Annotated in this window: 13 protein-coding genes; all 13 read left to right on the top strand. The window is 53.3% G+C overall.

All coding sequences use genetic code 11. The features are described from left to right. A partial coding sequence (locus tag KJI95_RS19230; RefSeq protein ID WP_214508821.1) for an EF-Tu C-terminal domain-related protein occupies window positions 1-119 on the top strand: 119 nt, incomplete at its 5' end. Window positions 120-362: 243 nt separating this feature from the next. Next, window positions 363-734, top strand: a complete 372-nt coding sequence (gene secE / locus KJI95_RS19225) for a preprotein translocase subunit SecE (protein ID WP_214508820.1) — start codon at window positions 363-365, stop codon at window positions 732-734. A gap of 4 nt (window positions 735-738) precedes the next feature. After that, complete coding sequence (gene nusG, locus KJI95_RS19220) at window positions 739-1,290, top strand: transcription termination/antitermination protein NusG (RefSeq protein ID WP_214508819.1); 552 nt, start codon at window positions 739-741, stop codon at window positions 1,288-1,290. A 125-nt stretch (window positions 1,291-1,415) separates the two neighbouring features. Then, entirely contained in the window at window positions 1,416-1,844 is a 429-nt protein-coding gene (rplK, locus tag KJI95_RS19215) for a 50S ribosomal protein L11 (RefSeq protein ID WP_214508818.1), read from the top strand. 5 nt (window positions 1,845-1,849) lie between these two features. Beyond that, window positions 1,850-2,551 carry a 50S ribosomal protein L1 gene (gene rplA / locus KJI95_RS19210; RefSeq protein ID WP_214508817.1) on the top strand — a complete coding sequence of 234 codons (702 nt, stop codon included), beginning with the start codon at window positions 1,850-1,852 and terminating at the stop codon, window positions 2,549-2,551. 252 nt (window positions 2,552-2,803) lie between these two features. After that, on the top strand, window positions 2,804-3,304 hold the full coding sequence (gene rplJ, locus KJI95_RS19205) for a 50S ribosomal protein L10 (protein ID WP_214508816.1): 501 nt from the start codon (window positions 2,804-2,806) through the stop codon (window positions 3,302-3,304). A 54-nt stretch (window positions 3,305-3,358) separates the two neighbouring features. Next, entirely contained in the window at window positions 3,359-3,730 is a 372-nt protein-coding gene (gene rplL, locus KJI95_RS19200; protein ID WP_214508815.1) for a 50S ribosomal protein L7/L12, read from the top strand. A gap of 244 nt (window positions 3,731-3,974) precedes the next feature. Further along, entirely contained in the window at window positions 3,975-8,003 is a 4,029-nt protein-coding gene (rpoB, locus tag KJI95_RS19195; RefSeq protein WP_214508814.1) for a DNA-directed RNA polymerase subunit beta, read from the top strand. 82 nt (window positions 8,004-8,085) lie between these two features. Next, the gene (gene rpoC, locus KJI95_RS19190) at window positions 8,086-12,300 is read left to right on the top strand and encodes a DNA-directed RNA polymerase subunit beta' (protein WP_214508813.1); all 4,215 of its coding nucleotides are present in this window, start codon (window positions 8,086-8,088) and stop codon (window positions 12,298-12,300) included. A 175-nt stretch (window positions 12,301-12,475) separates the two neighbouring features. After that, the gene (gene rpsL, locus KJI95_RS19185) at window positions 12,476-12,850 is read left to right on the top strand and encodes a 30S ribosomal protein S12 (protein ID WP_126169079.1); all 375 of its coding nucleotides are present in this window, start codon (window positions 12,476-12,478) and stop codon (window positions 12,848-12,850) included. A 78-nt stretch (window positions 12,851-12,928) separates the two neighbouring features. Beyond that, window positions 12,929-13,399, top strand: a complete 471-nt coding sequence (gene rpsG, locus KJI95_RS19180; protein WP_214508812.1) for a 30S ribosomal protein S7 — start codon at window positions 12,929-12,931, stop codon at window positions 13,397-13,399. Between the two features lie 81 nt (window positions 13,400-13,480). Then, the gene (gene fusA, locus KJI95_RS19175; protein ID WP_214508811.1) at window positions 13,481-15,577 is read left to right on the top strand and encodes an elongation factor G; all 2,097 of its coding nucleotides are present in this window, start codon (window positions 13,481-13,483) and stop codon (window positions 15,575-15,577) included. An 83-nt stretch (window positions 15,578-15,660) separates the two neighbouring features. Next, window positions 15,661-15,922 (top strand): GTP-binding protein (locus KJI95_RS19170; RefSeq protein WP_349356761.1); only part of this gene is annotated, 262 nt, incomplete at its 3' end.

Here is a 15,922-nt window from a genome sequence, read left to right as displayed (position 1 = left end):
ACATCAAGATGGTTGTAACCCTGATTTGCCCAATCGCGATGGACGAAGGCCTGCGCTTCGCTATCCGTGAAGGCGGCCGCACTGTAGGTGCTGGTGTAGTAGCCAAGATCCACGCTTAATCGCGTAGGCTTGGAAAAAGGCGACCCTCGGGTCGCCTTTTGCTTTTCACCCTCCCAAACAAGCGTATTGCGCGGGATTTAGCCCAAGCTGTGGCCTTGCTAAGCACGCCGAATAAGAATACAATCTATGGCCGATTTTTGAGCCCGGGCGCCGCATTGCGGAATTTTTAAGGGCGATTTCGGGCAGGCAGTTCCCGCAAGGGAATACTTAGCTCAGGCCGTAGTGAGTAACGGAATTAACCGATGACGACAAATACTGAAAACCAGGGTAATGCTCTGGATATCGTGAAGTGGGGCGTAGCCATCCTGCTGCTGGCGGCCGCCATTGTGGGCAACCAGATGTACAGCGAAGCCAGCGTAGTAGTACGTGCTCTGGCGGTAATTGTGGCCTTTGCCATTGCCGGCTTTATTGCACTGCAGACTGAAAAGGGCAAGCAAGCTCTGGCGTTTGCACGTGAATCTCACATCGAAGTGAAAAAAGTGGTATGGCCTACCCGTCAGGAAGCGCTGAACACCACCTTCATCGTACTGGCTGCGACCGGTGTTCTGGCACTGATCCTGTGGGGTCTGGACGCGGTACTGCTGAAAATCGTTAATCTGATCACCGGTGTATAACTCGATGACTGAAGCTAAAGAAGCAAAGAAAAGATGGTACGTGGTTCAGGCCTTTTCCGGTTATGAAGGCCGCGTAGCCAAGTCTCTGGTCGAGCATATCAAGATGCACGGCATGGAGCAGTATTTCGGCGAAGTGCTGGTGCCAACCGAAGAAGTGGTTGAAATGCGCGCCGGCCAGCGCCGTAAGAGTGAGCGTAAGTTCTTCCCCGGCTACGTGCTGGTTCAGATGGAAATGAACGACGACTCATGGCACTTGGTTAAGAGCATCCCACGTGTGATGGGCTTTATCGGCGGCACTTCTGACCGTCCAGCGCCTATCACCGACCGTGAAGCCGATGCCATCCTGCAGCGTCTGCAGGAAACCACTGCTTCTCCGACTCACCGCGTGATGTTCGATCCGGGTGAAGTGGTGCGTGTGGTTGACGGTCCATTTGCCGATTTCAACGGCACTGTGGAAGAAGTTGACTACGAAAAGAGCCGCGTGAAGGTCTCTGTGATGATCTTCGGTCGCTCTACTCCGGTTGAATTGGACTTTAATCAGGTTGAAAAAAGCTGATTAAATAAAATACAAGATCCGTTTGGCAACGGGGGCGGTTTTCTATATAATCCGCTCCCGTTGTTTTCGGGGAGCTAGCGGGCAAGTGTCTGCGGCGTTAGAACCCAAATAGAGGAAATGTCACAATGGCAAAGAAAATTGAAGCTTATATTAAGCTGCAAGTAAAATCAGGTTCTGCAAACCCATCTCCACCAGTTGGTCCAGCTCTGGGTCAAAAAGGTGTGAACATCATGGAATTCTGTAAGGCGTTCAACGCTCGTACAGAAAAGATGGAAAAGGGCATGCCGATCCCAGTAGTGATCACTGTGTACAGCGATCGCTCTTTCACCTTCGAAACCAAGACTCCTCCAGCATCTTACCTGCTGAAGAAGGCTGCTGGTTTGACTTCTGGCTCCAGCCGTCCTAACACCCAGAAAGTGGGTACTATCAAGCGTGCTAAAGTTCAGGAAATCGCTGAGCTGAAAGCTGCTGACATGACCGGTGCCGACATCGAAGCTATGACTCGTTGTCTTGAAGGTACTGCACGTTCCATGGGCTTGGTAGTAGAGGACTAATTAAAATGGCAAAGCTGACTAAACGCATGCGCGTAATCCGCGACAAAGTGGATTCAACCAAGGCCTATGACATCAACGAAGCCATCGCGCTGCTGAAAGAACTGGCTACTGCCAAGTTCGTTGAGAGCGTAGACGTGGCCGTTAACCTGGGCGTAGACCCACGTAAATCTGACCAGAACGTTCGTGGCGCCATCGTGCTGCCACACGGTACCGGTCGTGACGTACGTGTAGCTGTGTTCACCCAGGGTGCCAACGCTGAAGCGGCCAAAGCTGCTGGCGCTGAGCTGGTAGGTATGGAAGATCTGGCTGAGCAGGTTAAAGCCGGCGAAATGAACTTCGACGTAGTTATTGCTTCTCCAGATGCAATGCGCGTTGTAGGTATGCTGGGTCAAATCCTCGGCCCACGTGGTCTGATGCCAAACCCTAAGACTGGTACTGTTACTCCTAACGTTGCTGAAGCCGTTAAGAATGCCAAGGCCGGTCAGGTTCGCTACCGCAACGACAAGAACGGTATCATCCACACCACTATCGGTAAGGTTGATTTCGATTCTGTTAAGCTGAAAGAAAACCTGGAAGCTCTGCTGGTTGCTCTGAAGAAGCAAAAGCCAGCTGCTGCCAAAGGCCAGTACGTCAAGAAAGTTAGCATCTCCACCACCATGGGTGCTGGCGTAGCGGTAGACCAGGGTACTCTGGAAGCCACTGCTTAATTTTACAAGGGGCGTGCATTAGTCTATAATGCGCGCACTTTTGTGGGTTGAAGCCCGTTTTTGCTCCGGCAATCGCGGGTTTCCGTCCAAGACCGCAGGTGTAAATCAATCGATTCACTTAATTCCCTGCGTAGACGGTGACAGTCCCCAGTTTAGATTTTTTCTGCTGGATACTCTGCACCGTAAGTCACTCACCCTCGGGTGGGTAGGTAAATTCCGGGTTTTCCCGGGTAGAATCCAGGAGTATAGCCAATGGCATTAAGACTCGAAGACAAAAAAGCGATTGTTGCTGAAGTCAACGAAGCTGCCAAAGGTGCACTGTCTGCAGTAGTAGCCGATTCTCGCGGTGTTACTGTAGGCGCCATGACCACTCTGCGTAAAGCTGCTCGCGCCAACGGCGTGTACGTACGTGTTGTACGTAACACCCTGGCTCGTCGTGCAGTTGAAGGTACTGCTTTTGAGTGCCTGAGCGATGTGTTCACCGGCCCAACTTTGATTGCTTTCTCTACCGAGCACCCAGGTGCCGCCGCACGTCTTCTGAAAGACTTCGCGAAAGAGCAAGCTAAATTCGAAGTTAAAGGTGCAGCTTTCGAAGGGAACTTCATCCCTGCAGCTGACATTGATCGTTTGGCAAAACTGCCAACTTACGAAGAAGCACTGGCACAGCTGATGATGACTATGAAAGAAGCATCTGCTGGCAAGTTCGTTCGTACTCTGGCCGCTCTGCGCGATCAAAAGCAAGAAGCCGCTTAATTTTAAGCTGGCCGCTTGAATTAATTGAATTCAGAACATTAGGAAATTTTTGTTATGTCTATCACTAAAGACCAAATCCTCGAAGCCTTTGCAGCTATGTCTGTAATGGAAGTTGTTGAACTGATCGAAGCTATGGAAGAGAAGTTCGGTGTTTCTGCTGCTGCTGCCGTAGTTGCTGGCGGTGCTGCTGATGCCGGCGCTGCTGTAGAAGAGAAGACCGAGTTCGACGTAGTTATGACTGCTCACGGCGACAACAAAGTTGGCGTGATCAAAGTAATCCGTGGCGCTACCGGTCTGGGTCTGAAAGAAGCCAAGGCCATGTCTGAAGCTGCTCCAGTAGCAGTTAAAGAAGGCGTTTCTAAGGAAGAAGCTGAAGCTCTGAAGAAAGAGCTGGTTGAAGCTGGCGCCACTGTAGAAATCAAGTAAGCTATTCATTAGCTTGCATCATCCGGGAGCAATCCCGGATGGAGGCTGACGGTTTTTTAGCCGTCGGCCTTTTTTGCGCTGTAAGCGCCGGCGATTTTTTTCACCGTTTATCGCCAAAGTCTGCAGTCCCTAGCAGTGATTATTGGTTAGGTTCTTGCCTTCAACGGTGATGGGCAAACGTGCTGGATTAACAAAGAGTTAGTTCAGTCTTGGTCACATCTCGCAAGCAAGCAAGAGGAAACCCATGGTTTACTCCTATTCTGAAAAGAAGCGTATTCGCAAAGACTTCGGTAAGCGTCCACAGGTGTTGGACATTCCTTACCTGCTGTCTATTCAGTTAGATTCTTTCAAGAAGTTCACCGATCAAGATCCTACCGGTGAGCGCGGTTTGGAAGCCGCCTTCCGCAGCGTTTTCCCCATCAAGAGCTTTTCCGGTAACTCTGAGCTGCAGTACGTCAGCTACAAGTTGGGTGAGCCAGTATTTGATGTGAAAGAATGCCAAATCCGTGGCGTTACTTACTCTGCCCCTCTGCGCGTAAAACTGCGCATGGTGCTGTTTGACCGTGAAGCCGCTCCTGGCACGGTTAAAGACATTAAAGAACAAGAAGTCTACATGGGGGATATCCCTCTGATGACTGAAAACGGTACCTTCGTTATCAACGGTACCGAGCGCGTTATCGTATCTCAGCTGCACCGCTCTCCAGGTGTGTTCTTCGACCACGACCGTGGCAAGACTCACTCTTCAGGCAAGGTGCTGTATAACGCTCGCATCATTCCTTACCGTGGTTCCTGGCTGGACTTCGAGTTCGATCCGAAAGACGCGCTGTTCGTCCGTATCGACCGTCGTCGTAAACTGCCTGCGACCATCATTCTGCGTGCCCTCGAATTCTCTACCCAGGACATCCTGGATATCTTCTTCGAGCGCGTAGATTTCAGCATCAAGAAAGACACCCTGGTGATGAAGCTGGTTCCTGAGCGTCTGCGTGGCGAAACCGCCAGCTACGACATCAAGGACGGCGAAGGCAACATCGTGGTTGAAAAGGGCCGTCGTATCACTGCCCGTCACATCCGCCAGCTGGAAAAAACCAACACTACTGAACTGGAAGTACCGGTTGAGTACATCGTTGGTAAGATTGCCGCTCAAGACTACATCGATCCGGATACCGGCGAAGTGTTGGTGACTGCCAACAACGAAATCCGCCTGGAAGATCTGGCTCAGCTGTCTCTGGCCGGCATCAAGGACATCTCCACGCTCTATATCAACGAGCTGGATCACGGCGCCTACATGTCCGACACCCTGCGTATCGATTCTTCAACCAACCGCCTCGAAGCGCTGGTTGAAATCTACCGCATGATGCGTCCTGGCGAGCCGCCAACCAAGGATGCTGCCGAAGCCCTGTTCCAGAACCTGTTCTTCAGCGAAGAGCGTTATGACCTGTCTAAAGTAGGTCGTATGAAGTTCAACCGTCGCCTGGAAATCGCTGACGACGTGGGCAACGGCGTTCTGACCAAAGAAGACATCGTTGCGGTGATGAAGAAAATCATCGAAATCCGTAACGGTAACGATGAAGTGGACGATATCGACCACCTGGGTAACCGTCGTATTCGCTCTGTGGGCGAAATGGCCGAGAACCAGTTCCGCGTCGGTCTGGTGCGTGTAGAGCGTGCTGTACGTGAGCGTCTGTCTCTGGGCGACCTGAACGAGCTGATGCCTCAGGATCTCATCAACGCCAAGCCAATTTCTGCGGCAGTGAAAGAGTTCTTCGGCTCTTCTCAGCTGTCTCAGTTTATGGACCAGAACAACCCGCTGTCTGAAGTGACGCACAAGCGCCGTATTTCGGCCCTTGGCCCGGGCGGTTTGACCCGTGAGCGAGCTGGCTTCGAAGTCCGCGACGTACACCCAACTCACTACGGTCGTCTGTGTCCAATTGAGACCCCTGAAGGTCCGAACATTGGTCTGATCAACTCGCTGGCAACCTTCGCCCGCACCAACTCTTACGGCTTCCTGGAAACTCCATACCGTAAAGTGGTTGATGGCGTAGTAACTGACGACGTTGAATACCTGTCTGCTATCGAAGAAGGCCGTTATGTGATTGCACAGGCCAACATCGAACTGGACCACGAAGGCCGCATCCTGGAAGAGCAGGTTGCCTGTCGTCATAAAGGTGAATCTACCTTTATGCGCGCCTCTGACATCCAGTACATGGACGTATCGCCACAGCAGATCATCTCTGTTGCAGCATCTTTGATTCCGTTCCTTGAACACGACGACGCCAACCGCGCACTCATGGGCGCGAACATGCAACGTCAGGCCGTTCCAACCCTGCGCGCTGAAAAGCCGCTGGTAGGTACTGGTATTGAACGTGCTCTGGCCGTGGACTCAGGCGTAGTAGTGGCCGCCAAGCGTGGCGGTGTGATTGACTACGTTGATGCCAGCCGCATCGTGGTGAAGGTGAACGAAGAAGAGCTGCGCCCAGGCGAAGCCGGTATCGACATCTACAACCTGACCAAATACACCCGTTCTAACCAGAACACCTGTATCAACCAGCGTCCATGCTGTCAGGTAGGCGACCCAGTTGTACGTGGTGACGTACTGGCTGACGGTCCTTCTACTGACCTTGGTGACCTGGCTCTGGGTCAGAACATGCGCGTGGCGTTCATGCCATGGAACGGTTACAACTTTGAAGACTCCATCCTCATCTCTGAGCGTGTAGTTCAGGACGACCGTTTCACCACTATTCACATTCAGGAACTGTCCTGTATCGCGCGTGACACCAAGCTTGGCAGCGAAGAAATCACTGCTGACATCCCGAACGTGGGCGAGTCTGCTCTGTCGAAACTCGACGAGTCAGGCATCGTTTACATCGGTGCAGAAGTGAAGGGCGGCGACATTCTGGTTGGTAAGGTAACGCCAAAAGGCGAAACCCAGCTGACTCCGGAAGAGAAACTGCTGCGCGCCATCTTCGGTGAAAAGGCTTCTGACGTTAAGGACAGCTCACTGCGCGTTCCTAACTCAGTAACCGGTACCGTTATCGACGTTCAGGTGTTTACCCGTGACGGCGTAGAAAAAGACAAGCGTGCCATCGAAATCGAAGAGATGCACATCGCTCAGGCCCGTAAGGACCTGTCCGAAGAGTTCAAGATCCTTGAAGAAGGTGTTCTGAGCCGTGCCCGTAACCTGCTGCTGGCCAGCGGTTACACCGAAGCACAGCTGGCTGGTATTCCACGCAAGGAACTGCTGGCTCAGGTTATCGATGACGAAACCAAGCAGACTGAACTCGAGCAGCTCGCTGAGCAGCACGAAGAGCTGAAAGCCGACTTCGACAAGAAGTTCGAGCACAAGCGTCGCAAGATCACCCAGGGCGATGACCTGGCTCCGGGCGTACTCAAGATCGTTAAGGTTTACCTGGCGGTTAAGCGTACCATCCAGCCTGGTGACAAGATGGCCGGTCGTCACGGTAACAAGGGTGTGATCTCCAAGATCTGTCCTATCGAAGACATGCCATACGACGAGCACGGCAACCCAGTGGATATCGTACTGAACCCACTCGGCGTACCATCTCGTATGAACATCGGTCAGGTTCTGGAAGTTCACCTGGGTGCCGCTGCCAAGGGCATTGGTAACCGCATCAACGCCATGCTGGAAGAACAGCGCGAAGTGGCCGAGCTGCGTGATTACATCAAGCAAGCCTACGATCTGGGCGAAGCCAAGCAGAAAGTCGACATCGAGTCTTTCACCGATGCAGAAATCGTTCGCCTGGCCAAGCACCTGAAAGACGGTCTGCCAACTGCGACTCCTGCGTTTGACGGTGCCAAAGAGAAAGAGATCAAGCAGATGCTCGAACTCGCTGGCCTGCCAACCTCTGGTCAGCTGCGTCTGTTTGATGGCCGTACCGGTAATGCGTTCGAGCGTGAAGTAACCGTAGGTTACATGTACATGCTCAAGCTGAACCACCTGGTAGACGACAAGATGCACGCCCGTTCTACCGGCTCTTACAGTCTCGTTACCCAGCAGCCACTCGGCGGTAAAGCCCAGTTCGGTGGTCAGCGTTTCGGTGAGATGGAAGTGTGGGCCCTGGAAGCATACGGTGCTGCGTACACCCTCCAGGAAATGCTCACTGTTAAGTCCGATGACGTGAACGGCCGTACTCAGATGTATAAGAACATCGTGGACGGTAACCACCAGATGCAACCTGGCATGCCTGAGTCCTTCAACGTACTGCTGAAGGAGATCCGTTCGCTCGGTATCAACATCGAGCTGGATCAAGAGTAACAGGGCGCCAAGCGCGTTGGTAATTAACACGGTGTCCGGCTTCCGGGCTGGACACCTGGTTTAACTCCTTCAGGAGAGAAACGTGAAAGACTTATTAAAGTTTCTGAAACAGCAGGGTAAGACCGAAGAGTTTGAAGGCATCAAGATTGGTCTGGCTTCGCCTGATCTGATCCGTTCATGGTCTTTTGGTGAAGTTAAAAAGCCAGAAACCATCAACTACCGTACCTTCAAGCCTGAGCGTGAAGGTCTGTTCTGTGCCCGCATCTTCGGCCCTGTGAAGGACTACGAGTGTCTGTGTGGCAAGTACAAGCGTCTCAAGCACCGCGGTGTTATCTGTGAGAAGTGCGGCGTTGAAGTTACCCAGACCAAAGTGCGTCGTGAGCGCATGGGTCACATCGAACTGGCGAGCCCAGTTGCCCACATCTGGTTCTTGAAATCACTGCCGTCCCGTATCGGTCTGATGCTGGATATGACCCTGCGTGATATCGAGCGCGTGCTGTATTTCGAATCTTACGTCGTTATCGAGCCAGGCATGACCAGCCTGGAGCGCGGTCAGATGCTGACCGAAGAAAACTACCTGGATTCTCTGGAAGAGTACGGTGATGAATTCGACGCCAAGATGGGCGCCGAGGCCGTGCTGGAGCTGCTGCGTGCCATTGACCTCGAGAAAGAAATCGAGCAGATGCGCGAAGAGCTGCCTTCTATCAACTCTGAGACCCGTCGCAAGAAAGTGACCAAGCGTCTGAAGCTGATGGAAGCCTTCTACACCTCTGGCAACAAGCCAGAGTGGATGATCCTGAAAGTGCTGCCAGTTCTGCCACCGGATCTGCGTCCGCTGGTTCCGCTGGACGGCGGCCGCTTCGCGACTTCTGATCTGAACGATCTGTATCGCCGCGTGATCAACCGTAACAACCGTCTGAAGCGTCTGCTGGATCTGGCTGCGCCAGACATCATCGTACGCAACGAAAAGCGTATGCTGCAGGAATCTGTGGATGCGCTGCTGGACAACGGTCGTCGTGGCCGCGCCATCACCGGCTCTAACAAGCGTCCTCTGAAATCCCTGGCCGACATGATCAAGGGTAAGCAAGGTCGTTTCCGTCAGAACCTGCTCGGTAAGCGCGTTGACTACTCAGGCCGTTCGGTAATTACCGTAGGTCCTACCCTGCGTCTGCATCAGTGCGGTCTGCCAAAGAAAATGGCACTCGAACTGTTCAAGCCTTTCATTTACGGCAAGCTGGAAGGTCGTGGCCTGGCCACCACCATCAAAGCCGCCAAGAAGATGGTAGAGCGTGAAGTTGCAGAGGTGTGGGACGTTCTGGATGAAGTGATCCGCGAACATCCGGTACTGCTCAACCGTGCACCAACACTGCACCGTCTGGGTATTCAGGCGTTCGAACCTGTACTGATTGAAGGTAAGGCAATCCAACTGCACCCACTGGTGTGTGCGGCATACAACGCCGACTTCGACGGTGACCAGATGGCGGTACACGTACCGCTGACCCTGGAAGCTCAGCTCGAAGCCCGTGCACTGATGATGTCTACCAACAACATCCTGTCGCCAGCCAACGGTGAGCCAATCATCGTTCCGTCACAGGACGTGGTATTGGGTCTGTACTACATCAGCCGTGAGCGCGTGAACGGTCGTGGCGAAGCCATGGCGTTCGAATCTGTTGCCGAAGCTGAAAAAGCATACCGCGTAGGTGCTGCCGAACTGCACGCCCGCGTAAAAGTGCGTATCACCGAAACCATCATTGGTGCCAACGGTGAGCGTACCAAGCAGCGTCGTATCGTCGATACCACTGTTGGTCGTGCCATTCTGTCGCAAATCCTGCCAGCCGGTCTGTCTTTCGACCTGGTGAACCAGGACATGGGCAAGAAGCAGATCTCCAAGCTGCTGAACACCTGTTACCGTCAGCTGGGTCTGAAAGATACTGTTATCTTCGCCGACCAACTGATGTACACCGGTTTCCAGTACGCCACCATCTCCGGTGCGTCTGTAGGTATCAACGACATGGTGATCCCAGAAGAGAAATACTCTCTGGTGGCCGACGCCGAAGCCGAAGTTATCGAGATCCAGGAACAGTTCCAATCTGGTCTGGTAACCGCCGGTGAGCGTTACAACAAGGTCATCGACATCTGGGCAAGTGCCAACGAAAAGGTGTCCAAGGCGATGATGGAAAACCTGTCTACCGAGACAGTGATCAACCGTCATGGCGAAGAAGAAAAGCAGAAGTCGTTCAACAGCATCTATATGATGGCCGACTCAGGCGCACGGGGTAGTGCCGCTCAGATCCGTCAGCTGGCGGGTATGCGTGGTCTGATGGCCAAGCCAGACGGCTCTATCATCGAAACGCCAATCGTGGCGAACTTCCGTGAAGGTCTGAACGTACTGCAGTACTTTATTTCTACCCACGGTGCCCGTAAGGGTCTGGCGGATACCGCACTGAAGACAGCGAACTCCGGTTACCTGACTCGTCGTCTGGTAGACGTGGCGCAGGATCTGGTGATCATCCAGGACGACTGCGGCGCGACCGAAGGTCTGTCCATGAAGCCGCTCATCGAGGGTGGTGACGTGGTTGAGCCGCTGCGTGAGCGCGTACTGGGCCGTGTAGTTGCTGAAGACGTGTTCTACCCAGGTACCGATGAAGTACTCGCGCCACGTAACACCCTGCTCGATGAAGCATGGTGTGACAAGCTCGAGAAGCACAGCGTTGACGAAGTGAAGGTTCGCTCTGTTATTACCTGTGAAACCGACTTTGGTGTATGTGCCAAGTGTTACGGCCGCGACCTGGCCCGTGGTCACATCATCAACATGGGTGAAGCCATTGGTGTGGTTGCAGCCCAGTCAATCGGTGAACCAGGTACACAGCTGACGATGCGTACGTTCCACATCGGTGGTGCGGCATCGAGAGCTTCTGCCGAGAACAGCGTACAGGTGAAGAATGCCGGTACCCTGAAACTGCACAACGCCAAGTTCGTTACCAACAGTGACGGCAAACTGGTTATCGTGTCCCGTTCTTCTGAGCTGGCCATCATCGATGAGCTGGGTCGTGAGAAAGAGCGTTACAAGGTGCCTTACGGTACTGTGCTTGACGTGAAAGAAGGTGTTGAAGTGAACGCCGGCCAGATCATCGCGAACTGGGATCCGCACACTCACCCAATCATCACTGAAGTGGCAGGTAACATTAAGTTCGTAGACATGATTGACGGTGTAACCATCACCCGTCAAACCGACGAACTGACCGGTCTGTCTTCTATCGTGGTACTGGACGTAGGTCAGCGTACCTCTGCCGGTAAAGAAATGCGTCCAGCAGTTCGCCTGGTAGATGACAATGGCAACGACCTGACCATTCCAGGCACCGACGTTCCTGCGCAGTACTTCCTGCCGGGCAACGCGATTGTGAACCTGGACGACAACGCCCGCATCAGCGTGGGTGACGCGCTGGCACGTATTCCTCAGGAATCGTCCAAGACCCGCGACATCACCGGTGGTCTGCCACGGGTTGCGGACCTGTTCGAAGCCCGTCGTCCGAAAGAGCCTGCGATCCTGGCCGAAATCAGCGGTACTATCTCCTTCGGTAAAGAAACCAAGGGTAAGCGCCGTCTGGTTATCACCCCGAACGACGGTGGCGATGCTTACGAGGAAATGATTCCAAAGTGGCGTAACCTGAACGTGTTCGAAGGTGAAAAGGTTGAGCGTGGTGAAGTTATCGCCGACGGTCCAGAGTCAGCCCATGACATTCTGCGTCTGCGTGGCATCCACAACGTGGCCAACTACATCGTCAACGAAGTGCAGGACGTATACCGTCTGCAGGGCGTGAAGATTAACGATAAGCACATCGAGGTGATCATTCGCCAGATGCTGCGTAAGTGCATCATCACCGAAGCCGGTGACTCTGAGTTCCTGGTTGGCGAGCAGGTGGAAGTATCCCGCGTTAAGATCGCTAACCGCGAACTGGAAGCAGCCGGTAAGCTGACTGCCAAGTTCGAGCGCGATCTGCTGGGTATCACCAAGGCATCTTTGGCGACCGAGTCGTTCATCTCTGCGGCTTCGTTCCAGGAAACCACCCGCGTTCTGACCGAAGCGGCCGTTGGCGGCAAGTCCGACAACCTGCGCGGTCTGAAAGAGAACGTGATCGTGGGTCGTCTGATCCCTGCCGGTACCGGTTTCGCGTACCACAAGAACCGCGCCAAGGCTCGTGCCCAGGGTGAGGTAGCTGTGACTCCGACCATCACTGCCAGCGAAGCTGAGCAGAACCTGGCGGATCTGCTGAATCTGGCCGGTAGCCAGGACTAAGTAACAGCTCTGTAAAAAAGGCGCCGTAAGGCGCCTTTTTTGTGCCCAAACGGGCCAAAAAGTTGGCTATTTCTTGACAGTCTGCCCCGACCTTTCTAAAATTCCGCGTCCCACTACTGTGGGATTAGATTTTTACACCCTTACGTTGAGCTTTTTCAACTAAACGGAGCAAAACATGGCAACTGTAAACCAGTTGGTACGTAAACCACGCGCACCGAAGGTCGACAAGACCAACGTGCCAGCGCTGGAAGCGTGCCCACAAAAGCGTGGTGTTTGTACTCGCGTGTACACCACCACCCCAAAGAAACCAAACTCTGCACTGCGTAAAGTAGCTCGTGTGCGCCTGACCAACGGTTTTGAAGTTACTTCATACATCGGCGGTGAAGGTCACAACCTGCAAGAGCACAGTGTGATCCTGATCCGTGGCGGTCGTGTTAAAGACCTGCCAGGTGTTCGTTATCACACTATTCGTGGCGCTCTGGACTGTGCTGGCGTTAACGCTCGCCGTCAGGCTCGTTCTAAGTACGGTGCCAAGCGTCCTAAGTCTTAATGGTTATCCGTTAAGTAAGGCCAAGCTTAATTTTAAACTTCCAGTTTTGGAAATACCTGAAGCATACGGAGAATTGTTATGCCAAGACGTCGCGTAGTAGGTCAGCGCAAAATCCTGCCTGATCCAAAGTTCAATAGTGAGTTGCTGGCTAAGTTCATCAACGTCATTATGCAAGACGGTAAGAAATCCGTCGCAGAAAAAATCATTTACAAGGCCCTTGATGTGATCGCTGAGAAGAAAGGCGCTGATCATCTGGCGATTATGGAAGCTGCTCTGGACAACGTTCGTCCTTCAGTGGAAGTAAAATCTCGCCGTGTTGGTGGTTCTACCTACCAGGTTCCTTGTGAAGTCCGCCCAGTACGTCGCAACGCTCTGGCGATGCGCTGGTTGGTTGAAGCAGCTCGTAAACGTGGTGAAAAATCTATGGCTCTGCGTCTGGCTGGCGAAATGCTGGATGCATCCGAAAACAAAGGCACTGCAGTGAAGAAACGTGAAGACGTTCACCGCATGGCTGAAGCGAACAAAGCGTTCGCACATTACCGCTGGTAATAAAAATGGCGGGGACTGTTTCGGCAGTCCCCGCCGCTACGGATTTTGCCGGAAGCCCTTCCGGTATAGAGGATTATCATCGTGGCTCGTACAACTCCCATTGAGCGTTACCGTAACATCGGTATCTGTGCTCACGTTGACGCAGGTAAAACAACCACCACTGAGCGTGTACTGTTTTATACTGGCCTGTCTCACAAAATCGGTGAGGTACACGATGGCGCTGCGACCACTGACTGGATGGTTCAGGAGCAGGAGCGTGGTATTACCATTACCTCTGCTGCCGTAACTACCTTCTGGCGCGGGATGGACGCTCAGTTCACCGAACACCGCATCAACATCATCGATACCCCCGGACACGTAGACTTTACCATTGAGGTAGAGCGTTCTTTGCGCGTGCTCGACGGCGCTGTGGTTGTATTTTGTGGCGCGTCTGGCGTAGAACCTCAGTCTGAAACCGTTTGGCGTCAGGCCAACAAGTACGGTGTACCCCGTCTGGTTTTCGTAAACAAGATGGACCGTGCCGGTGCTGACTTTGATCGTGTCTGCAACCAGATCCGCAAGCGCCTTGGCGCGACCTGCGTACCGATTCAGCTGAATATCGGTGCCGAAGATCAGTTCAAGGGCGTGATCGACCTTATCAAGATGAAAGCCATCAACTGGAACGAAGCTGACCAGGGGATGACCTTCTCTTATGAAGAAATTCCAGCGGATCTCGCCGATAAAGCGGCCGAGATGCGCGAATATTTGGTGGAAGCCGCTGCAGAAGCCTCTGAAGAGCTGATGGAGAAGTACCTGGAATCAGGTGAACTGACCGAAGCCGAAATCAAGGCCGCACTGCGCCAGCGCACCATCAATAACGAAATCGTACTCGCTACCTGTGGCAGCGCCTTTAAGAACAAAGGTGTTCAGGCCGTACTCGATGCCGTGGTGGAATACCTGCCCGCGCCAATCGACGTACCCGCCATCACAGGTATCGATGAGAGCGAGAAGGAAGTTGAGCGTCACGCCGACGACAACGCCCCTTTCGCTGCCTTGGCGTTCAAGATTGCTACCGACCCGTTCGTGGGCACGCTGACCTTTATCCGCGTGTACTCAGGTGTGCTGGAATCCGGCGCCCAGGTATATAACTCGGTGAAGCAGAAGCGCGAGCGTATCGGCCGTCTGGTACAGATGCACGCCAATGACCGTCACGAGATCAAAGAAGTGCGCGCCGGCGACATCGCTGCCGCCATTGGTCTGAAAGAAGTGACCACCGGTGATACCCTGTGTGACATGGACCACAAGGTTATTCTGGAGCGTATGGAGTTCCCCGAGCCGGTAATTACCATTGCCGTGGAACCACGCTCTAAAGCCGACCAGGAAAAGATGGGCATCGCGCTGCAAAAGCTGGCTGCTGAAGATCCATCCTTCCGCGTAGAAACCGACGCCGAGTCAGGCCAAACGCTGATTTCCGGTATGGGTGAGCTACACTTGGACATTATCGTAGACCGTATGCGTCGCGAGTTCAGCGTCGAGTGTAACGTAGGTAAACCTCAGGTTGCCTACCGCGAAACCATCCGCGCTTCAGTCGAAGCCGAAGGTAAGTTTGTGCGTCAGTCAGGCGGTCGTGGTCAGTTCGGTCACGTCTGGCTTAAGATTGAGCCAAACGAAGACGGCGCCGGCTATGAATTCGTTAACGGCATTGTAGGTGGTGTGGTTCCGAAGGAATACATCCCTGCCGTTGACAAAGGGATCCAGGAACAGATGAAGAACGGCGTACTCGCCGGCTTCCCTGTGCTGGACGTGAAGGTTACCCTGTTCGATGGTTCCTACCATGAGGTGGACTCGAACGAAATGGCCTTCAAAGTTGCAGGTTCAATGGGCTTCAAAAAGGGTGCGCTTGAGGCAAGCCCGGTGTTGCTCGAGCCTTGTATGAAGGTGGAAGTAACCACACCTGAAGACTATATGGGTGACGTAGTAGGGGATCTGAACCGTCGTCGTGGTCTGATTGAAGGTATGGACGATGGCGTCGGTGGCGTTAAGATAGTCCATGCTGTGGTACCTCTGTCTGAAATGTTTGGTTATGCGACTGATTTGCGTTCAGCAACTCAGGGTCGTGCGTCTTACTCCATGGAGTTTTTCAAGTACGCCGACGCTCCGCAGAACATTGCAAAGGCAGTTATTGAAGCCCGCAGCTGATGTCCAGCTAGGGTACTAACTGTTACACAAACTGATATTGCCCGTCTGTGTGGCGGGCGTTTCTGAAAAGAAAGGAATATATCGTGGCTAAAGCTAAATTCGAACGTACTAAACCCCACGTAAACGTGGGCACCATCGGTCACGTTGACCATGGTAAAACCACTCTGACTGCTGCTATCTCCCACGTGCTGTCTAAGCACTTCGGTGGCGAAGCGAAAGACTTCTCTCAGATCGACAACGCTCCAGAAGAGCGTGAGCGCGGTATTACCATCAATACCTCTCACATCGAGTACGATACTGATGCCCGTCACTACGCTCACGTAGACTGCCCAGGCCACGCTGACT

Source organism: Shewanella jiangmenensis (assembly GCF_018596335.1).
Classification (GTDB): Bacteria; Pseudomonadota; Gammaproteobacteria; order Enterobacterales; family Shewanellaceae; genus Shewanella; species Shewanella jiangmenensis.
The sequence above is the reverse complement of the archived record's forward strand: the minus strand, read 5'-3'. Positions and strand labels throughout refer to the sequence as shown.